The 20696-nt window shown below is 67.4% G+C and carries 13 protein-coding genes; 10 read left to right on the top strand and 3 right to left on the bottom strand.

What is annotated here, in order from left to right:
* The first annotated feature begins 4 nt into the window (after positions 1–4).
* Positions 5–3163, top strand: a complete 3159-nt coding sequence (locus tag DB30_RS29390) for a DEAD/DEAH box helicase (RefSeq protein ID WP_052555169.1) — start codon at positions 5–7, stop codon at positions 3161–3163.
* A 628-nt stretch (positions 3164–3791) separates the two neighbouring features.
* Positions 3792–4937 (top strand): ATP-dependent DNA ligase, encoded by a 1146-nt coding sequence (locus DB30_RS29385; protein WP_052555166.1) that lies wholly within the window; start codon positions 3792–3794, stop codon positions 4935–4937.
* A 12-nt stretch (positions 4938–4949) separates the two neighbouring features.
* On the opposite strand, the gene DB30_RS29380 is transcribed toward DB30_RS29385, so the two are convergent.
* Positions 4950–5816: a hypothetical protein gene (locus DB30_RS29380; RefSeq protein WP_052555164.1), complete on the bottom strand. Its 867-nt coding sequence runs from the start codon at positions 5814–5816 to the stop codon at positions 4950–4952.
* A gap of 85 nt (positions 5817–5901) precedes the next feature.
* Between DB30_RS29380 and DB30_RS29375 the strand changes: the two genes are divergently transcribed.
* Positions 5902–7752, top strand: a complete 1851-nt coding sequence (locus DB30_RS29375) for a hypothetical protein (RefSeq protein ID WP_165704004.1) — start codon at positions 5902–5904, stop codon at positions 7750–7752.
* Positions 7753–7762: 10 nt separating this feature from the next.
* Positions 7763–8386 (top strand): nucleotidyltransferase family protein, encoded by a 624-nt coding sequence (locus tag DB30_RS29370; protein ID WP_052555160.1) that lies wholly within the window; start codon positions 7763–7765, stop codon positions 8384–8386.
* Here DB30_RS29370 and DB30_RS29365 read toward each other — a convergent pair.
* The gene (locus tag DB30_RS29365) at positions 8381–9241 is read right to left on the bottom strand and encodes an XdhC family protein (protein ID WP_052555158.1); all 861 of its coding nucleotides are present in this window, start codon (positions 9239–9241) and stop codon (positions 8381–8383) included. The two genes, DB30_RS29370 and DB30_RS29365, sit on opposite strands and share 6 nt — an antisense overlap.
* A gap of 125 nt (positions 9242–9366) precedes the next feature.
* Between DB30_RS29365 and DB30_RS29360 the strand changes: the two genes are divergently transcribed.
* The 3 genes from DB30_RS29360 to DB30_RS29350 all read left to right on the top strand — a co-directional run bounded on the left by DB30_RS29360 (position 9367) and on the right by DB30_RS29350 (position 13908).
* Complete coding sequence (locus DB30_RS29360; RefSeq protein WP_052555156.1) at positions 9367–10032, top strand: type 2 periplasmic-binding domain-containing protein; 666 nt, start codon at positions 9367–9369, stop codon at positions 10030–10032.
* 68 nt (positions 10033–10100) lie between these two features.
* A complete protein-coding gene (locus tag DB30_RS29355; RefSeq protein WP_146661136.1) occupies positions 10101–12077 on the top strand; it encodes an ABC transporter ATP-binding protein in 1977 nt (658 codons plus the stop codon).
* Positions 12070–13908, top strand: coding sequence for an ABC transporter ATP-binding protein (locus tag DB30_RS29350; protein WP_052555151.1), 1839 nt, complete (start codon positions 12070–12072; stop codon positions 13906–13908). Before DB30_RS29355 ends, DB30_RS29350 begins: the two co-directional genes overlap by 8 nt.
* A gap of 6 nt (positions 13909–13914) precedes the next feature.
* On the opposite strand, the gene DB30_RS29345 is transcribed toward DB30_RS29350, so the two are convergent.
* Positions 13915–15843, bottom strand: a complete 1929-nt coding sequence (locus DB30_RS29345; protein WP_165704003.1) for a glycosyltransferase family protein — start codon at positions 15841–15843, stop codon at positions 13915–13917.
* Positions 15844–15985: 142 nt separating this feature from the next.
* Between DB30_RS29345 and DB30_RS29340 the strand changes: the two genes are divergently transcribed.
* From DB30_RS29340 to DB30_RS29330, 3 genes are all read left to right on the top strand, one after another.
* On the top strand, positions 15986–16972 hold the full coding sequence (locus DB30_RS29340; protein ID WP_052555147.1) for an Rpn family recombination-promoting nuclease/putative transposase: 987 nt from the start codon (positions 15986–15988) through the stop codon (positions 16970–16972).
* Positions 16973–17006: 34 nt separating this feature from the next.
* The gene (locus DB30_RS29335; RefSeq protein ID WP_146661130.1) at positions 17007–18959 is read left to right on the top strand and encodes a DUF2079 domain-containing protein; all 1953 of its coding nucleotides are present in this window, start codon (positions 17007–17009) and stop codon (positions 18957–18959) included.
* Positions 18960–19212: 253 nt separating this feature from the next.
* Positions 19213–20682, top strand: a complete 1470-nt coding sequence (locus DB30_RS29330; RefSeq protein ID WP_052555143.1) for a GMC oxidoreductase — start codon at positions 19213–19215, stop codon at positions 20680–20682.
* The last annotated feature ends 14 nt before the right edge of the window (positions 20683–20696 follow it).

The raw sequence follows: 20696 nt of genomic DNA, 5'->3' as shown, positions 1-20696 counted from the left end.
GGCTTTGAGCAAGCTCGACAATTTGGTTCCTCTCCTCGACCCCGAGGTCCTCGTCCGCGTCGCCAGCCCCAAGGCCGTCAAGGCCGGCCAGGAGCTGTTCAAGAATGACGCGGTCAGCGATCTGGTGGTCAACGGCGACAGCGTGCGCGGCAAGGTCAAGGGCACCCACGCGGCCCCGCACTCGACCTCGCTCAAGCGCATGGTCATCAAAGGTGGCAAGGGCACCAAGCTCGACTGCAGCTGCTCGTGCCCAACCTTCACCGATGGTTGGGAGACGATCTGCCACCACGGCGTCGCGCTCGCGATGGAGCTGCGCAAGCAATTCCTCGAGGGCGGCGACCTCACGTTGACGCAAAACCCGTGGGTCACCAGCGTCGAGGCCAAGAGCCGCAACCGCTACCAGATCGAGCAGCGGCTCGGGGTCTGGCACGTCAACGTGTTTGGCTCGGGGTCCGCGGTGTCGGCCGCGACCCGCAAGCGCCAGGGCATGGCCGAGGTCGACCGGCTGATCCAGCACTACCTCGATCAGGAGATCGACGAGACCGACGACGGCGCGCACGTGCTCGACGACATCGCGCTCGCTGGCATGCTGTACTTTGCGCGCCACGCCTCGGTTGCGATCAAGGGCGTGGGCAGGCTGCAGTTCGTGAGTGAGCCGCTGATCCTGCGCGTCGAGGCCGAGTCCCACAATAAGGATCACCGCGTCGAGCTGCGGGCGCTGCTGCAGCACAAGGCCAGCGAGCGGACCTTCGAGGTCGACAAAGGCCGCGTGATCGCGGGCGCCCCAACGTGGTTTCTGTGGCCCGAGACCGCGGAGATCTTCTTGGTCCCCGACACCCCGCCATGGACACTGGCCGCGATCGCCGAGCGCCCGGTGATCGTGATGGACGCGAGCGTCGCGGCCGAGGACATGGACGAGCTCAGCGAGGCGCTGCAGTCGGTTGGCGTGCCGCAGCGCGACCTGTTCAAGCTGGCCAGCGACTCGCGCGAAGTCGACAATTTCATCGTCACGATCCAGGGCGGCGCGAGCAAGATCCAAGTCACGCTCGCGGCGCGCTACGACAACGTGACACTGGCCGTCTCGGGTCAAGATCCCGAGTCGGCCCGCTACAGCGTGACGGTCACCGGGCCCAGCGGTGAGGATCAGAGCATCGCGTTCTACCGTGACATCGAGGCCGAGACCCGCGCGCGGCAGATCCTGTTTGACGGCAAGCTGCGCTGGAGTGACGCGGACGAGTCGTTCGTGGCGCTTGGTGACACCGCGATCGAGTTCATCGTCGCTGGCTTGCCGCTGCTGCCCGAGCGCTGGGAAAAAAAGATCCCCGCGCTGCCCAAGCTGCGCAGCAAGTCGCCCTCGCCCAGCATCTCGGTCAAGAACGCTGGCGGCTCCGTCTTGGATGTCGAGGCGATCGTCGACGTCGAGGGCGAGACCGGGCTGATCTCGTTTCGGGATCTGCTGCGCTGGCTGCACGAAGGCCGACGCTGGGTCGAGCTCGCGGACGGCTCCGTCGCCAAGCTCGATCCCAAGATCCTCGAGCCGATCGCCGAGGCCGCGGGCTCGCTGCAATTCGACAAGGCCGGCAACGCCGAGGTCAGCACCCTCGAGCTCGGCACGCTCGCGCGGCTGCTTCAAGAGGTCCCGTCAACGAAGGTTGCCAAGGACGTCAAGAAGCTGATGGAGAACATGACCGGCGAGCGCTCGGCCAGGGCTCCACGCAAGGCCAAGGGGCTCACGGCCAAGCTCCGCGACTACCAAAAGTCTGGCTACGCGTGGCTGTGGCAGCTGCACGAGAACCAGATGGCCGGGATCCTGGCCGACGACATGGGCCTGGGTAAGACCGTGCAGGCGCTGGCGCTGCTGGCCAAGGCCAAAGAGACCGACGGCGACATGCCCTCGCTGATCATCGGGCCAACCTCGGTGCTTGGCGTGTGGCGGCAAGAGGTCAAGAAGTGGGCGCCGAGCTTGTCGGTGCTGGTCTGGCACGGCGCGGATCGTGGTGAAAACCGCCGGCTGCTGAAGAAGACCGACGTGGTCGTGACCAGCTACGCGATCTTGCGCCGCGACATCGAGGATCTGATCAAGATCCGGTTCCGCTATGTGATCCTGGATGAGGCCCAGTACATCAAGAACTGGACCACCAGCACGGCGAAGTCGGCGAAGAAGCTCAAGGCCGATCACCGCCTGGCGCTCACGGGTACGCCGATCGAGAACCACCTGGTGGATCTGTGGGCGATCTACGACTTCCTGGCGCCGGGCTTCCTGGGCAAGCTCAGCGAATTCCAAAAGACCTACGTCAAGCCGATCGAGGACAACGACGACAAGGCGCTCGAGACCCTGCGCGCCCGGATCCGACCGTTCATCATGCGGCGGCGCAAAGAAGACGTCGCTCAGGAGCTGCCGCCAAAGACCGAGCAGACAATCTTTGTCCAGTTTGGGCGCAGCCAGCTGGCGCTCTACAACCGGATCCTCAAGGCCGCCAAGACCGAGATCGACACGCGGATCGGCGAGGTCGGCGTGGAGAAGTCGCAGATGACGATCCTCGCCGCGCTCACGCGTCTGCGCCAGGTCTGCACGGATCCGCGGCTGCTCAAGCTACCCGAGGGCACGGCCGTGCCGAGCTCGACCAAGATGGACGCGTTCCGCGAGCTGATCGCGGACAGCGTGGGGTCGGGGCGCAAGGCGCTGGTGTTCTCGCAGTTCGTCGAGATGCAAAAATTGATCGCCGAGACGCTCGACGAGCTGGAGATCGAGTACGTGTGGCTGCACGGCGGGACCACCAACCGCGAAGAGCTGGTCAACAAGTTCCAGCAAAAGAGCGGGCCGCCGGTGTTCTTGATCTCGCTCAAGGCGGGTGGGGCCGGGTTGACGCTCACCGAGGCGGACACCGTGATCCACTATGATCCTTGGTGGAACCCGGCTGTGGAAGATCAGGCGACGGACCGGGCGCACCGGATTGGGCAGGACAAGCCGGTGATGGTCTATCGCTTGGTGGTGGAGCACACCGTGGAGCAGAAGATGGTCGAGCTTGGGAGCGAGAAGCGGAAGATCGCGGAGTCGGCTCTGGGGCGGGATACCAAGGTTGGGAAGAAGCTGACCATGGAGGATGTGGATGCGCTGCTTGCTACGCCGGTGAGTGGGACGGCGGCTTGGGACGAGGTGTGATCGGGCGGTGTTTGGTTGTTTGCGGGGGTGTGTGGTGTCCGGCGGGGCACCGCGCACGGGCTGCAGACGGTCCCAAACCGGCTACGGTCTACTCCAGTCTCGTGACCCCGCTTCCTTTCGTTGCTGCTCATTGGCCCGACGGCGCTTCTCTTCGTTAATCTCCACGTGCGTAGATACGCCGGTTTGGGACCGTCTGCGGCCTTGTGTGCGCTCCTCGTCTGTTGGACGATTGCTCCGATTCAGGCGGCGGAGGTTGGTGTGGTGGTTGCGGGGGTTGGGGTGGTGTTCGCGGAGGTTGGGGTGGTGTTCGCGGAGGTTGGTGTGCCGATGGGGACCGCGCACGGGCTGCAGACGGTCCCAACCCGGCTACGGTCTACTCCAGTCTCGTGAGCCCGCTTCCTTTGGTGCCTTCGTCTTGGCCCGACGGGGCTTCTCTTCGTTAATCTCCACGTGCGTAGATACGCCGGGTTGGGACCGTCTGCGGCCTTGTGTGCGCTCCACGTTGATCGAAGCTGTCTCTCCGAACCTGGCAGGTGGAGGTCTGGGCATCCAGCCTCGAACGAGCTGTGTATCTGGGCCGGAACGGACTTTGGGTCTGGTGTGGGAGTTGCGGGTATATGCTGTGGGCATGACGGTCGTGCGGTCGATTCAGTTGTTCTTTCAGGAGGGCAAGTCGGACAAGGTCTATAACGCGACGTTGCTCGATGATGGGGGTGGGGTGTACAGCGTCGAGGTCGAGTGGGGGCGGCGGGGGGCGAAGTTGAGTCGGGGGAAGAAGGCGGTGAAGGTGCCGTTGGCGGCGGCGGAGAAGGCGTTTGCGAGGCTGGTGCATCAGAAGACCTCGAAGGGGTACGAGGAGCTGACCGAGGTGGTGCGGCCGCAGGCTGTGGCGCCGCCCGAGGGGGAGGGGTCGGGGAGTCGGGTGACGGGGGGTCGGGAGAAGGTTGGGCAGGGGGCGCAGCTGCTCAACGCGATCGATCCGGGGGCGTTGGCGGGGTTGATCTTGGATGATCGGGTGATCGCGCAGCAGAAGCTCGATGGCAATCGGGTGCTGGTGCATGTCGACGAGACGATCCGGGCCACCAATCGGGCGGGGCAGCTGACGACGATTCATGCTTCGATCCTCGCGGCGCTCGACTCGGTGCCGCAGGGCACGGTGATCGATGGCGAGTTGATGTCTGGGGCGGACGGGCCCAGCTATTGGTTGTTTGATGTGTTGAAGATCGGGGGGGAGGATCTGCGTGGGCTTGGCTACCTCGAGCGGTGGGAGCGACTCGACGCGGAGATCGAGCCGGCTGTCGATGCGCCGATTCGGATCCTGGAGTATGCGCAGGGGCAGGCGGCCAAGCAGGCGCTGTATGATCGGCTGGTTGCGGGCAACGCGGAGGGCATCGTGTTCAAGCGGGTCAACGCGGTCTACACGTCTGGGCGGCCTAGCTCGGGGGGCGATCAGCTCAAGCACAAATTCATCAAGTCGGCCGACGTGGTGATCCTCGAGAACGCTGGCAACGCGTATCGGATGGGGGTGTACGCGGGCGGTGTGCTGCGCGAGGTCGGCAAGGTGTTCGCGGGGACGACCAACGAATCGCGGGCGGATCTCGACGCGCGGCTGTCGGCGGGCGAGCAGCCGGTCGCGGAGGTTCGCTACTTGTATGCGACCGACGATGAGCAGCTGTACCAGCCGGTGTTCATCCGGCTGCGCGACGACAAGCCGGGGCTCGAGTGTGGTTTGGACCAGCTCGAGAAGACCCGCCGTGACGTCCACGAGCACTGAACGGGAGTCGGGTCAGCCGCGGCGGCGAAACGGTAGGACCCGCGCGCCCTTGGGCGGCGGATCAATTGGCGGCAGCGACAGCACCAGCTTCTCGATCGCCGGCAACGCCCGCAGCATCACCCCGGCCGCGCCGAGCTCCGAGAACCGGCCGCCGTAGACCAAGATCACGTGATAGATGCCGCCAAAGTCCCGCGCGAACCAGCCCAGATCATCCTCGATCGCCTCGTGCCGCTCGGGCGCGCGGCGGACCGCTGCGATCGCGCGACAGGTCGCAAAGTGGGCGGCCCACCCCTGGGCGTCGCGGTGCTCACCGAACTCGCGGATCGCTGGCAGCTTGCGAAGCAGCCGCTCGCGGAGCTTGCGAGGCTCGAGCCCGGTGACCCGCTCGCGGAGCTTGGTCTCGTCGAGCTGCACGAGCTCGGTCATGTCGAGTCCAGCTGCTGCGGCGCTGTCGGCCAGCTCGCCGATCCACATGATGACTTCTACGTCCTCGGGTCCGGGCGGGGCCTCGGAGCTGCCCCACAGCACGGGCGAGTCTTCGTCGATCACGACTGCCTGCAGCGCGTTGGCCTTCTCGGCGAGCAGCGCGAGCGCGTCGTCGAGCTCACGCGCGACCGGGCCGGCGGACATTCGCGGACGCCGGGCTTCGATGCGACCGCCGATCCCCGAGAAGGTCTCGACGAGGGCGACGAGCTTGGCCTCGGGCCCGCCGCCGTCTTCGAGCGGGGCGCTGAACAGGGCGACGACGCGCCAGCCCCCGGGCAGCTCGGCGAACACGCAGTCGTCGGACTGCGGCGGTTGGCCTCCGAACTCAAAGCGAGCGTCATCACAGCGAAGCTCACGACGGACCAGATCGAGGAAACGCTCGAGGTCGACCACCCCCGGAGGTTAGCCGATGTGTCCACGCGCCGCGGACTCGGGCTCACATGCGGCCAGGCCGAGGAAACCAGCTATCCTCCGGCGCATGCGCGCATGCCGAACCCGAGCGTCCTTCTGCGCGGCCCTACTGTTGGCCGCGCCGCTCGCCTCCTGCACCAAGAACAGCAACACCAACGTCAAGATCGCCGGCGAGGGCGACGGCCAAGCAGAGTCTGCGCGGGTCAACCCCGGCAGCCAAGGCCGCGACGTGAAGCGTGGACCGATCGAGAAGATCGAGGTTTCGGCCAGCGTCACGGAGATCGGCGACATGCTCGACGCCGGCTCGAAGCTGCTCAACATGTGGTCGCCCCCGGAGCCTGGCGCGCCGCCGATCGAGCTGCGCAATCTAGTCGCGGTCTCGCTGATCCAAGAGGGCTTTGGTCCGGGCTTCCTCGAGTCGATCGATCTCGACGGCGTGCACGCGATGCAGCTTGGTTTTCCGCACGACGATCAGCCGGGTGTCACCGACGCCGACGTGGATCTCTCGCTGGCGCTGAGCGCAATCGATGCCGTGCGTGCGATCGAGAGCATGCCGGCTGGCATGCAGCCGCAGCCGATGGGCCAGAACTTGTGGCAGCTGGTCGAGGAGGACGCCAAGCTGTTCTTCCGCGCGCAGCCCAAGGCCCTCGAGATCGCCCTGAGCATGGAGGGGCTCGATCTGGCCAACAGCCTGCCGGGTAAGGTCCAGGTCGGCGCCAACCAGCCGCGCATCAAGGTCGCCGCCACGAACATTCCGCCGGTCAACATCGACGTCAGCGAGCTGATCCCGCTGCCGCCTGGGCTGTCGCGCACGCTCAGCTCGATCATCAACGAGACCAAGAACATCGAGCTCGCGCTCGACTTCGGCACCAACCGGGATCTGTCGGCCCGCACCGGCGTGGAAGCTCCGTTTGGGCGGCTGGGTCTCGATCCGATCGGCCCCGCCACGCAGTCCCCCAGCGCGCTCGCCAAGGCCCTGCCCGGCGAAGCCATGTTCGCGTGGGTGATGCCGTGGGGCGATCCCAAGCTGCTGCACAACGTGCTGGACAAGCAGATCCCAGTCAACGAGATCCCCGCGCCCTTCGATGGCTACGTCGACCAGGTCCTCGCTGGCGCCCACGGGATCCTAGACGCCGTGCGCACCGAGGTGCTGGCCGCGGCCTACATCGAGAAGGGCAAGTTCACGCTGGTGCTCGCGGCCGAGGTCAAAGACGAGAAGGCGGCCCGCGATTCGATGCGCAAGGTGATGGGCGCGGCCGAGAAGGCCCTGCAGGATCACATCGCGCTGGCCGGCAACAGCCCGGACCACGCCTACAAAGTCAGCTTCAAGAAGGACGGGGTCAAGGCCGGCAAGGCCAAGGGCGATCTGCTGACCGTGACGATCCCCAAGGACATGCAAGACGACATGAGGGACATCGGGTGGCTAGTTGGCGACAAGAAGCCGCAGCTCGAGATCTCTTCGGTCGTCGCCGACGGCAAGCTGATCGTGGCGATCGGCGTCGGGCAAAAGAGCCTCATGAACGATGTGGGTCGGCGGCTCGGCAAGTCGTCCGACGACGGGCTCGAGGGCGGCGGCGGCTTGGCGCTCGCGCGCAAGCTGTCCGACGGCTGCCAGTACTGCGTGATCTTCAACCCAGTCGAGCTTGGCGAGATGGGCTTCACGGTGGTCGCCGCCGACGCGGACGAGCCCGCCGAGGTCCGCAAGGCCGCGACCAAGGCCCGCGACAAGCTGCTGGGGCTGGCGATCACGGGTGAGATCGCGTTCGCGCTGCGGCTCGATGACACCAACGGTGTGTTCGGGTTTGGCGTGCCCAAGTCGCTGCTGTTCACGGACCCCGCCAAGGTCAAGAGCGTCGTCGAGCTGGTCAAGTCGGTCGACGAGGCCCGGGACGCGACGCAAGTCCAGTCGCCGCAGTGAGCTCGCCGCGGTGAGCTTGGGTCGTCGGCGTGTCGCGGGGCTGATCCTGGCCGGGGGCGCGTCGCAGCGCATGGGCCGGGCGAAGGCGCTGCTCGAGTTCGAGGGCCGCCCCTTCGTGGGGATCGGCGTGGAGCTGCTGCGCCAGGCGGGGTGCGCGTGGGTGTTGGTGGTCGATGGGGCGCACCCGCTGGACCCGCACGCCGGGGCGATCGCGGGCGCGGAGCTGGTCCACAATCACCGGTGGCAGCTCGGGCCGCTGTCGAGCCTGCAGTGCGGGTTGGCCCGCGCGCTCGAGCTCGAGCCCCTGCTCGACGCGGTGTTGGTCCACCACGTGGAGCGGCCGCGGGTTCGGCCGCAGACTGTCAGCGCGCTGCTGGCCAGCGCCGCGGCGGAGCCCGATTGTGTGTGGCAGCCAAGCCACGCGGGCCGCTCGGGTCATCCCTTGCTGTGGCCGCGGGCGCTGTTCCAGGCGCTGGCCAGCCTCGATCCACGCCACGAGACCGCCCGCACGCTGATCCGCGGGGCCGCGTCAGGACAGCGCCGCAAGCTCGAGGTCGACGACGAAGGCGTGCTCGACAACATCGACACGCCAGACCAGCTGGCAAGGCTGTCGTCGCCCGCGACGGATCTATGAGACGCGCCCGATCGCAGCGTCGACCATGTTCATGGACGAGCCGTCGCCGCCGTGGCGCAGGGCGATCAGCTCCGCGGCGATGCTCACGGCGATCTCCGGCGGGGTGCGGCCGCCAAGCGCGAGCCCGACCGGCGCGTGCACGCGCGACAGATCCGGCCGCGCCCGCCCGCGCTCGTCGTAGCGCCGCAGCACGCGGGCCAGCACCGTGTGGACCTTGCGGCGGCTGCCGATCATGCCCAGGTACGCGTGCGGCAGCTCGATCAGCTTGGCCAGCGCTCGCTCGTCGCGGGCGTGGTCGCGGGTCACGATGACGATGTAGTCGCGCTCGTTGAGATCCGGGATCGCCTCGTGGATCTCGTCGGCGTCAAACGCCAGGCGCTCGACCTGCTCGAACGCTGGATCTTCGAGGAGCTCTTCGCGGTCATCCGCGACGATCACCCGCAGTCCGATCCCCCGCGCGAGCGGAGCGAGAGCTTGGGCGACGTGCCCGCCACCGACGATGATCAGCCTCGACTCTGCCTGTAGGTACTCCACGAAAACCTCCATCGCGCCCCCGCAACACATGCCCAGATCCCGGACCAGGTGGGCCTCGACCGTGCGGGGCTTGCCGGTACGCAGCACTTGCCGGCAGGTCTCGAGCACTTGGTGCTCGATCGCCCCGCCGCCGACGGTGCCGAGCGTCGAGCCGTCGGCGTAGAGCAGCATGCGGGCGCCGACCACCTGCGGCGCCGAGCCAGACCGCCGGATCACCGTTGCGAGGGCGGCCTCTGGGTGGCTCTGGCCCGAGAGCAGCTCGAACACCGCCGCCGCCAGCTGGGCGGGCGTCGCAGACCCAACAGCCGAGGACTTGGTCATGTGAGCGTTCTACTTGGGGGCTGCGCGCGATGCCAGGGCTGCTGTTGGCGCGACGCAGGTTGGGCGCGAGCCGAGGGCAGACCCAGCGGGGCTAAATGCGATAGGCTGCGCCCAGGAGAACCGCCATGACTCGCTCGATCACCGCCTCGTTCGCCGCCCTGGTCATCGCGGGGCTGAGCCTCGCCGCCTGTGACGCCAAGGAAAACCCCTACGAGGTCAAGAAGAAGGAGACCGTCGACCTTCACAGCTACGAAAAAGAGATGACCCCGGAGGAGCTCGCGGAAGCGCGCAAGGCCGCGGGGCACGACTCGATGGACGAGATCGCGGCGGAGAACGCGATCATGTTCGAGAAGGGCGCGCGCGAGTACATCAAGACCCGCGTCCCCGAGTACCGCGAGCTCGTCACCGAGATGCGCGGCTACCTCGACGAGATCGAGAAGGGCGCGCCCAAGTGGAAAGAGAAAGAGGGCAGCTTCGAGAAGTTCAAAGAGGGCTACAAAGAGGACGTCAAGGCGTTCCTCGATGTCTACGACGTGCTGACCGCCAACGGCGTCGAAGGCGGGAACACCCAGGCCGATCTTGGCTGGGCGGTGCGCGCCTTCGAGGCGCTCAACAACGATCTCAGCCCCGACGTGTTCGACAACGCGCAGCTCGCTGTGGCGATCAAGGACATCCGCGATCGGCTCGACAAGGTGTCGGCTGCGATCGACGAGATCGAGAAAGACGAGACCCTGGAAGTCAACCCGCTGTACAAGGCGCCCAAGCGGGACGCGAAGAAAAAGAAGAAGTAGCGGGCGTGTCGCGGTAGCCCCGCAACACGTGCGCGACGGCGAATTCGGGAGTAGAACCGCGCCTCGCGGTGAGTGATCCCAACACAGAGCCCACGGGCGTGACCGCCGTGGTCGGCATGGTCCGCGCCGTGTCCAGCTTCTTGTACCGGTACGCGGGCCGCTATTGGGTCTCGTACCTGTTCGGGTTCGCGGCCCTGTTCGCCACCAACTGGGCGGTCGTTCGGATCCCCACGGTCATCGGCGAGATCCTCAACACGCTCGAGCGCAGCGGGGCAACCCAAGCTGGCGTCGAGCTTGGCGAGCTGGCATCCGCGGCGATCAAGCCGGTCTCCAACCTCGCGCTCGAGCTGATGCTGCTGGCGGTCGGGTTGATCGTCGTGCGGACCTTGTCGCGGGTGCTGTTCTTCAACCCCGGCCGCGACATCCAGTATCGGCTCGGGGTCGATCTCTTCGCCCACCTGCTGACGCTGCAGCGGCCCTTCTACGCCCGGCGCAAGGTGGGGGAGCTGCTCTCGATCGCCGCCAACGACACCCAGTCGGTCCGCCTGCTGGTTGGGTTCGCGGGCCTGCAGGTCTGCAACGTCGCCGTGGCGCTGCCGATGCACCTGTACCAAATGCTGCGCACCGACTGGGTGCTGACGCTGTGGTGCGTGACGCCGGTCCTGATCGGGGGGATCTACATGCGCTGGACGGTCCAGCGGTTCTACGCGCTGATCCGCAGCTCGCTCGAGAAGCTGGCGTCGCTGTCGGATCGGGTGCTCGAGAGCTTCTCGGGGGTCGGCACGGTCCGGGCCCACGTCGCCGAGGAGGCCGCGGTCGAGCGCTTCGAGCGTTACAACCGCGACTACTTGGAGCTGCAGCTCGAGGTCGCCTCGCTGCGCGCGTTTGCGATGCCGGTGCTGGGTCTGGCCGGCTACATTGGTACCGGGTTGGTGCTGTGGGTCGGCGGCAACCAGGTGATCGCGGGTGAGCTCGAGGTTGGCGACCTCGCAACCTTCACCGCGCTGCTGGTCAGCTTGGTCTCGATCCTGGCCTCGCTGGCCTGGGTGCTGACCGCGTTCTCGCGTGGGACCGTCTCGCTCAGCCGGGTCCAAGCGCTGCTCGACGCTGACCCAGAGCTGCCCGAGATCGCCCACCGCGAGTCGTTCGCCAGCGCCCCGCGGGTCGAGCTTCGGGATCTGACCTTCACCCATCCCGGCCGCGACGAGCCGGCCCTGCGCGGGGTCAACGTGGTCGTGGAAGCGGGCCAGACCTTGGGGATCTTTGGGCGCACGGGCGCGGGCAAGACCACGCTGATCGACCTGCTCGCGCGGGTGCACACGCCCGCGCCGGGCGCGGTGCTGATCAACGGTCACGACGCTCGCGGCTGGGAGCTCTCGGGTCTGCGCGCGGGCATGGCCGTGGTCCCGCAGAGCCCGTTCTTGTTCTCGACCACGCTGCGCGACAACATCCGGCTGCTCGGCGAGCAGACCGGGCACACGGCCTCGGCCGACGCGGAGCTGGCCGGTCCGGCGTGGTTCTCGTTGGGTCGCGCTCGTGGGCACCGCGCCGCGCCAGCCAGCAAGTCCGGTCCAAGTGGAGCTGCGGAGATCAATGATCCTCGGCTCACGCAGGTGATCGACTCGGCCTGCCTCGGCCCCGACCTCGCGGCGCTGCCCCAGGGCCTCGACACGATCGTCGGGGAGCGCGGGGTCATGCTCTCGGGTGGCCAGCGCCAGCGCACCGCGCTGGCCCGCGCGCTGTACCGCCAGCCCAAGTTGCTGCTGCTCGACGATGTGCTCTCGGCCGTGGATCAGGCCACGGAGACCAAGCTCGTCGACGCGATCCGCAGCTTGAAGGCGGGCAAGGGCGGCGCGATGCCGCCGACAACGGTGATCGTCTCGCACCGCACGAGCGTGCTCGAGCACGCCGACGAGATCCTCGTGCTCGAGCACGGACATGTGATCGAGCGAGGCACCCACGCGCAGCTGCTGGCGCTCGGTGGCAACTACGCCGCCGCCCACGAGCACCAGCGCGAGGAGGGGGAGGGGACAGCGGATGACTGAGCCGACACCCCGCAGCACCCCCTCGACCTTCGCGTTGATGCGGCGGTTTTGGCAGTACGCGCGGCCGCACAAGCGGTGGTTGTTCGCGGGTCTGATCGTGATCCCGCTGGTCGCGGTGATGACGACCGTGCGTCCGCTGCTCGTCAAGCAGGCCGTCGACGAGGCGATCCCCGCGCACGACGGCCAGGCGCTGCAGCAGCTCGCGCTGTTGTTCTTGGCCGCGGTCGTGGTCGAGTTCGTCTCGATGGCGCTGCAGGTCTACGCGCTGCAGCGGGCCGGGCACCTGAGCATCTACGAGCTGCGCACGGCGATCTTCCGCCACGTGCTGTGCCTGCCAGCCCGGTTCTTCGACAAGAACCCGCTTGGCTCGCTGCTCTCGCGCAGCACCAGCGACGTCGAGGCGCTCGGCGAGACCCTGTCGTTTGGGGTGTTCACGATCGCCACCGACGTCGTGATGATCGGCTCGATCTTGGCCTCGATGTTCGTGCTCAGCTGGAAGCTGGCGCTGATCTCCTTGTCGGTCGCGCCGCTGCTCTACGTGCTGGTTCGGTGGTTCTCGTCGCTGCTGCGCGGTCTCCAGCTCGAGATCCGCCGCGCGCAGGGGGTCCAGTCGGGCTACCTGGCCGAGCAGCTGTCGGGCATCGGCGTGGTCCAGCTCTATGGCCACGAAGACCACGCGCGCACCACCTTCGAGGCGCTTGGAGATCGCTACTTGCGGGCGACCAAGCTCGCCAACATCTTCGACTCGCTGCTGTACTCGTTGATGGACGGGATCTCGGCCTTCTGCGTGGCGCTGCTGCTGTACTACGGGGCCCCGGCGTTGCTGGGCGAGGTCGGGCTGTTTGGGGATCTGTCGGGCGCGCTGACCCTCGGGCTGCTGTTCGCGTTCGTCGAGTACCTGCAGCGGGTGTTCGTGCCGATCCGCGAGTTCTCGAGCAAGATCGCAACCATCCAGCGCGCGGCCGCGTCGCTCGAGCGCATCTTTGGCTTGCTCGACACCCCCCGCGAGCCCCGGGCCGCGCTCGATCACCCCGAGCGGTACCAGGGCCAAGCTGATCCGCTGGCCCGGTGGACCGGCGCGCTGCGGGTCCGTGGCCTGCGATTTTCGTACGGCTACGACGACGGCGCCCCCGAGATCCTGCGCGGGCTCGACTTCGACGTCGCACCCGGCGAGGTCGTCGCGGTGGTCGGGCGCACGGGCTCGGGCAAGACCAGCCTGGGGCGGATCCTGACCCAGATCTACGCTGGCTACCGCGGCAGCGTGGAGCTGATCCTCGACGACGGCGAGGCCCTCGAGCTGCGCGAGCTCGAGCCCGACCGGGTGCGTCGGTGGCTGCTCATGGTCCACCAGGACGTGTTCTTGTTCGACGAGAGCGCCGGGTTCAACGTCACGCTTGGCGACCGCGAGCTCGAGGATGATCCCAGCCGGGTCCACGCCGCGCTCGAGACCGTGCAGGCCGCCCAGTTCGTGCGCGAGCGGGGCGGGCTCGAGGCGCCGGTCGGAGAGCGGGGCGGGAACTTCTCCGTTGGTGAGGCGCAGCTGTTGGCGTTCGCCCGCGTGGCCGCGCGCTCGCCTTCAATGTTGATCCTGGACGAGGCGACCGCGAGCGTCGACAGCCTGACCGAGCAGCGGGTCCAACAGGCGATCGAGCGGCTGCTCGAAGGGCGCAGCGTGCTGGTGATCGCGCATCGGCTGAGCACGGTCCGCCACGCGGACAAGATCATCGTGCTCGCCGACGGGGAGATCTCCGAGATGGGGGATCACGACAGCTTGATGGCAAACGACGGGCTGTATGCGGATCTGTACCGCAGCGGGTTTGCAGAGGAGTAGCTCACGTCAGCGCCGTGCACGAGGCGGGGCCTGTCCGAGCACCAGGCTGCGCTTGCCGTGCATCGTCAGCGGTAGCACGTGGACCCGATCGAATGGCCGCGTGGGTGGATCGAGGTTGACGAGCTGGGGCGGGTCGTCGAGCTCGCCTACGAGCTCGAGTTCGCGGCGCTCGAGCTCGATGTCACCGGCGTAGAAGCTGATCGCGTAGCGCTGGCCCGGGGAGAGGGTGAACGCCAGCGCGTCCGGCCGCGCGCTGAACTCGAGCTCGACGCCGGCGTCGCGAAACCGCACCGGCTTGCGGCTGCGCGCGAGCACCCCTGCGTCAACAGGGACCAGCTCGGCGAGCCGATAGCGGCGGGCGTCGACCTTGGCGCTGGCGCGGCCGCTCATCAACTCGAAGATCGCGGCGGCGCGTCCGCGGGCGAAGATCGGACCGTGGTGGACGCGAAGCGCCGCCTCGTAGAGCCGCGCGACCTCGGGATCGATGATCTGGATCTGCGCGGGGTCGTCGGCGAGCGTGCGCAGGTAGCCGTCGGGCAGCACCCGCGGGAGATGCCCGGCCTTCCAGTCGATCCGCCGGACCGGCGGGAGCCGGGCGAGCACGGGATCGCCGAGCGCGAAGGCGTCGACGATGTGCAGGTGTGGATCCGCGAAGAACCCGTAAAAGCCCATGGTCGAGAACAGCACCACGCGCTCGCCAGACCTCTCGCCGACCGGGTGGCCAGCTTCGCCGGCGTCGCGCCACGGGTGATCGGGCATCGAGCGGCCGGGTCGCCACGCCCACGCGCTCGATGCTGCGGCGTAGTGGCTGCGCTCGTCGGTGATCCCGTGTTGTATGCCCGCCGCTGGCGAGCTGGCATCGGGCGACCATGGATGTCGCGCGCCGAGACCCGCGAGCAAGACGCACGCCGGGAACATGGCCAGCGCGGCCCGGCTCGACCAGCGCAGCTGGCCGAGCATCAATGCCCCACACATCGCGGGCGCCGTCAAAAACCGTCCCTCCATGAAGTCGCCGCCGATCGCAATCACGTAGATCAGGTAGGCCGCCGCCCCGCGCCCGAGCGGGCGCAAGCCCGACGCGCCGACCCGGGTTGGCAACCACGGGATCACGAGCCCCGCCAGCACCAGCGCGAAGGTCAGCGGATCACGCGTGGCTGCCCGCCACACGTACGCGAACCCGCGCGAGATGAGCTCGCTGCGATCCAGCCCCAAGCCGAGCTTGGCCACCGCCGTGTTGGGGATCAGCGCGCCATAGTAGATCAGCGAGAACAGCTCCCACCCGATCGCAGGGCTCGCGCCGAGCAACCACGCCGACCACCGTTGCCGCCGCGACAGCCCGGCCTCGCGGGCGCAGCGATCCACGTGAACGAACACCGGCGCGAGCAGCAAGACTGCGTCGGGTCGCGACAAGAACGCCGCGCTGACGAGCCACCCGGCCGCGAGCAGTCGTCGCCGCGGATCGCCTCGTGACAGCAGCAACGCCGCGGCCCCGGCGATCACCAGGTGCGTCAGCGGGTTCTCGAGCCCGGCGGTCGAGTACTCGACGAACGCCCGCGAGCAGCTCAGCGCGGCCACGACCACCAGCGCACCCGTCCACCCACGACAGCGCCCAAGCGCGACGCCAAGCGCGACGCCGCTGACCGCGAGCCCGACCGCGATCGTCGTCCAGAACGCCTCGCGGGTCAGCGCCCAGGCCAGCGCGAGCGTCAGCATCCACGCCGGGTGGGTGAAGCTCTGCACCCGCCAGCCCACGTTGAACACGGGGCCGCGGCCCTCGACCAGGTGCTTGGCCGTGCGCAGCGTGATGAAGGCGTCGTCGCACAGCCACGCGTTGATCCCGATCACGGTCAGACCCAGGGCGGTCAGCCCGATGATCACCGCCCGGCTTGGCCGGGCTCCATCGCTCGCGTGTGGGCGGTCGTGCGAATCGAGCACCGCCGCCATCCTACAATCGCCAGCAAATTCCCGAACCAACCCGGGATCACATCCACCCCGGATGACGACGAACCCTCAGTACACACCACAGCCTTCCAAGCCCGCGCCCGCCCTGGCGGCGCCCACCCGTACTGAGCCCGACGTGACCAACACACCACACGATGCGCTGTTCAAAGCTGCGTTCGAACACCCCGAGCATGCTCGCGGGATCTTTCGCAGCATCCTGCCAACAACCCTAGCTGACGCGATCTCCTGGGACACCGTCACCGCACAACCCGGATCCTTCATCGCCGACGATCTTGCCGCGACTCACAGCGACCTGCTGTTTTCGGTCCAGATCGCGGGCAAGCCGGCGTTTCTGTACCTCTTGCTCGAGCACCAGAGCACCAGCGATTTCGACATGCCGATACGCATGCTCGCCTCCCTCATTGGCATGTGGAAGCGCCACCGCAAGCAGCACGGCGGACCGCTGCCGCTCGTGGTTGCGATTGTGGTCACCCACGCCCCTGATGGGTGGAACGCGCCGGTGTCATTCCACTCGATGTTCGATCCACCGCCTGGGTCGATCCCTGGGCTCGCCGAGCTGGTGCCTGACTTTTCGCTGTTGGTCGTGGATCTCAACGAGCTCGACGACGACACGCTCAAAGCGCGGGCGCTAGCAAGCTTTCCAAAGCTTGCGTTGTGGCTGCTCCGCGACGGCCGCGACGCTCGTGACGCCGACAACGCCGCGGCCTTCAAGCGCCAGCTGCTCGGTTGGTTCGCTACGTTTCGAGACGCGTACAAAGCCCCCAACGGGGTCGAAGCGCTCGCGCAACTGTTTCGCTATATCGCGTTGGTCGTCGGGGATGTTCGCTTCGACGATTTTCGTGCCATGATCCACGAACAACTCCCCGAAGCTGAGGAAGTCGCCATGACGATCGCCGAAGAACTGCACGAGAAGGGCATGCAACAAGGCATGCAACAAGGCCGCGCCGAAACCCTCGAGAAGCTCATGACCGCAAAATTCGGGGAGCTGCCGCCGTCTTGTATCGCCCAGATCGCCGAAGCCTCCGAGAAGCAGCTCGTCGCCTACATCGACCGCTTCCTCACCGCCACGACGATCGAGGCCGTGTTCGCCAACACGCACTGAAGCCCCATCCCGGGGCCAACATCGCTTACCTGGCATGACCCGAGCTCAACCCGCGCCGGAGCCCGCGTCCACGCCTAATGGCATCGAGCTGCGATGGTTGTTGCTCGGGCTCGCCAACGCGTTCGCTCCGGGCCTGGCGCTCTGGGCGTGGACCCGTGGCGATCGCAAAGCGGTCCTGCTCGACAACCTGCTGGAACAGAACGCGTCCCCATGGGCGGCCTTGGTCTGGGCTGCCGGCTCCGCGATCCTCGTCGGCGGCCTGTATCTGTGGGTGGGCGCTCGCGCGGGGGACCGCAAGCCGGCGCTGCGGCGCCTGACTCTGCTGCTCGCCCCGCTCGCCGTCACAGTCGTGATCCCGCTGCTCTACGTGCCAGAGATCGAGCGCGCGCGTCGGCTGTTCGTGGTCACCCTGACGTTGCTGTGCGCGGGCGCGGTCGGCTTGTCGGTCGCAACCGCGTGGCCGTGGCTGCGCGACCGCGATCTTCTCGTCCGGCTTGGGGCATCCAAGCGCGCCCCGCCGATCACCCTCGCCACCCTCTTGCTCGGCTACTGCGCGATGATGATCCGCCTCGGCGTGATCCGTCACCGGGCCCTCGAGTCGCGGATCTGGGACATGGGGATCTTCGACAACCTCTTGTTTCACGCGACGCAGGGCCACTGGCAGACCACCACCGTCCTGCGCGGCGAGACCTTCACGTCGGCCCACTGCGCGCCGATCCTGCAGCTGCTCGCCCCGATCTACGCGGTCGCCCCCGGACCCGAGAATCTGATCGTCATCCAGGTCGTGTGGTTAGCCAGCGGGGCCATCCCGATCTACCTGCTCGCGGATCATGCGTTCGCCAAGTGGCCTGCGCGGCGCTGGCTTGGTGTTGTGTTTGCGCTGTCCTGGCTGTGCCACCCCTCGCTGCACGGCGTCTCGCTGTTCGACTTCCACGCCCTGACCCTGGCGGCGCCGATGATCGTGTGGGCCGTGTACGCGCTCGAGACCGGGCGCACCGGTCTGTGGATCGCCATGATCGCCGCGCTGCTGCTGACCCGCGAAGATCTGCCCTTCGTCGTCGTCGCGCTGGGCATCTATGCCTTGGCCGCGGGCCGGCGCAGGCAGGCCGCGCTCACGATCCTCGCCGCGCTGGCAACCTTGGCCTTCGTCAAGCTCGCCTTGATGCAAGACCCTGGCATCTTCATGCCGGACGCCTCGTCCAGCTATCGCTACGCAAACCGCTTCAGCAAGGTCATCCCCAACCCCGACACCGGCGGCGCCACCGACATCCTCGCGACCGTGCTCAGCAACCCCGGGTTCGTGATCCAGCACGCGCTCACGCCGGCCAAGCTGATCTACATGGCCACCCTCGCGCTGCCGACCCTGGCGCTGTTCGTGGTGGGTGGCCGCGCGCTGTGGGCCCTGAGCTTTGGTCTGGCGTTCACGGCGCTCAGCTCTGGCAGCAACCTTCACAACCTCTACCTGCACTACACGGTGTTCTCGTTCCCAGCGATGGCCGCCGCCGCGGTGTTCGGGCTGCGCAACGTGAGCGAGCGGCTCGAGCCGACACGCCGCGGGCCGGTGCTGGCTGGGTTTGCGGCCGCGCTCGTCTGCGCGGGGTTGCTCGCGGGTGATCGGCTTGGTGCGCTTGGCCACTCGCAGGCGTTCTTGACCGGCAACGCGCCGCTGATCCGCGAGCTCGACGATCACCAGCGCGAACGCTACGCCTGGTTGGCGGACGCCGTGCAGCAGATCCCTGCGGACGCCTCGGTCGCCGCGACCGACTCGCTTGGGCCCCATGTGTCGACCCGCGCGCGGCTCTACCACTTCCGAGACTACTTCCGGGATCATCTCGAGCAGGTTCCCGAGCCCCCCGACTACTTCGTTCTTCACGAGGCCGAGCTGTCACCCGCTGAGCGAAGGTCCCTCCACAGGCGCGTGCGCCTCGGCGATCTCGAGCAAGTCGGCCGCTACGCCGAAGAGATCGTCATCTACCGACAACGCTGAACTGTTTTCAGCTCGGGCGAGGGCTTCTCGCCCGCTTGCGGACACCTTCGTAGACAGGTTCATCGACAGCAGCGAACTGTTTTCAGCTCGGGCGAGGGCTTCTCGCCCGCTTGCGGACACCTTCGTAGACAGGTTCATCGACAGCAGCGAACTGTTTTCAGCTCGGGCGAGGGCTTCTCGCCCGCTTGCGGACACCTTCGTAGACAGGTTCACCGAGGGCAGCCAAGTCTCGGCCTATACTCCGCCCAACCCAATGGCGTCCTACGACCTGATCCTCGTCGGCACCAGCTTCGCGTCGTCGTTCTTCCTGCACGAGTACCTGCGCCACGCCAAGCCCGACGCCAAGATCCTCGTGCTCGAGCGCGGGCGTCGGTACACCTACTCCGAGCTGCTCGAGATCCGCCACGGTCTGCGAACCGTCGGCGACCGGACCTTCAGGCGGATCGGACGAAAGCCCTGGTTGTACGCGCCGTCGTTCGGGGGCACTTCGAACATGTGGTACGGCAACACGCCGCGCTTGCTGCCCGAAGACTTCGAGACCCACTCGCGCTACGGCGTTGGCATGGACTGGCCGCTTCGCTACGACGATCTCGAACCATTTTATTGCGACGCCGAAGACCTGATGACCGTCGCGGGTCCCAGCGATCACACGCCGTTTCCCCGCAGCCGCCCGTATCCGCACTCACCCCACCAGCTCAGTGACCCAGAAAAGTTGCTGCTCGCGGTTCACGGAGATGATTTCTACGTGTGCCCCACAGCGCGGGCCCACGATCCCCCGCGACCGCGAGTCACCACGGATCGCGCGGCGTGCTGCGCCAGCTTCGTCTGCAATTTCTGCCCGGTCGACGCGAAGTTCACCGTGCTCAACGGCCTCGCGCACCTCTACGAGGATCCCCGCGTCGAGCTTCGCTGCGGCGCGGTCGTGCAGTCGATCACCTCGGCCGATCAGATCGCAACCGGCGTCGAGTGGCTACAAGAAGACCCCAACCAGCTCGCGTCGGCCAAGGGCGTGGCCTCGCGGCGCGACGCGTCCGCGACCGGCGAGGTCATCGCGCTGGGCGCCAACGCGCTGTTCAATCCCCACATCCTGCTGCGCTCGGGCCTCGACGATGGCGTCGTCGGCCGCTACCTCCACGAGCAAGTCGGCGTGGAGGCGCTCGTGCATCTCGACGGCGTCGAGGGCTTCAACGGCAGCACCAGCTGCACCGGCCATCACTATCGCTTCGCTCGCGGTGAACACCGACGCGAGCGCGCCGCCATGTTGCTCGAGACCTTCACCCGCACGTGGCTGCGGATCGCCAAGGGAAGGTGGCGCCAGAGCTTGCGGGTCACCGGCGTCCACGAAGATCTGCCCCAGTCCCACAACCGCGTCAGCGTTGACAAGCGTGACCCGAGCAAGCCTGTCACCCGGCACACCGGGTACTCGGACTACACCCAGCGCGCGATCGATCGCTTCGCCGGAGACCTCGAGACCATGTTCGCCGGCTTGCCCGTGCAAGAGATCGCCGTTGAAGCGCCGCGGGCAAGCGAGGGGCACATCCTGGGCACCGCGCGGATGGGCTCGGACCCCGCGACCAGCGTCGTCGATGCGGACCAGCTGCACCACCGGATGCGCAACCTCTACGTGCTCGGCGGCAGCAGCTTCAGCATGGGCTCGACCGCCAACCCGTCGCTGACGATCGCCGCGCTGTCACTCCGCTCGGCCCAACGGGGCTTCCAATGAGCTGTTTTCAGCTC

This window comes from Enhygromyxa salina (assembly GCF_000737335.2).
Classification (GTDB): Bacteria; Myxococcota_A; Polyangia; order Nannocystales; family Nannocystaceae; genus Plesiocystis; species Plesiocystis salina_C.
Note: the sequence above shows the minus strand (reverse complement) of the source record. Positions and strands in the feature narration are given on the sequence as shown.

What these genes read in the sequence shown, in the direction of transcription:
- DB30_RS29385 (WP_052555166.1), top strand. Translation starts at nt 3,792, where the DNA reads ATGACGGTCGTGCGGTCGATTCAGTTGTTCTTTCAGGAGGGCAAGTCG.
- DB30_RS29375 (WP_165704004.1), top strand. Translation starts at nt 5,902, where the DNA reads ATGCGCGCATGCCGAACCCGAGCGTCCTTCTGCGCGGCCCTACTGTTG.
- DB30_RS29365 (WP_052555158.1), bottom strand. Translation starts at nt 9,241, where the DNA reads ATGACCAAGTCCTCGGCTGTTGGGTCTGCGACGCCCGCCCAGCTGGCG.
- DB30_RS29360 (WP_052555156.1), top strand. Translation starts at nt 9,367, where the DNA reads ATGACTCGCTCGATCACCGCCTCGTTCGCCGCCCTGGTCATCGCGGGG.
- DB30_RS29350 (WP_052555151.1), top strand. Translation starts at nt 12,070, where the DNA reads ATGACTGAGCCGACACCCCGCAGCACCCCCTCGACCTTCGCGTTGATG.
- DB30_RS29335 (WP_146661130.1), top strand. Translation starts at nt 17,007, where the DNA reads ATGACCCGAGCTCAACCCGCGCCGGAGCCCGCGTCCACGCCTAATGGC.
- DB30_RS29330 (WP_052555143.1), top strand. Translation starts at nt 19,213, where the DNA reads ATGGCGTCCTACGACCTGATCCTCGTCGGCACCAGCTTCGCGTCGTCG.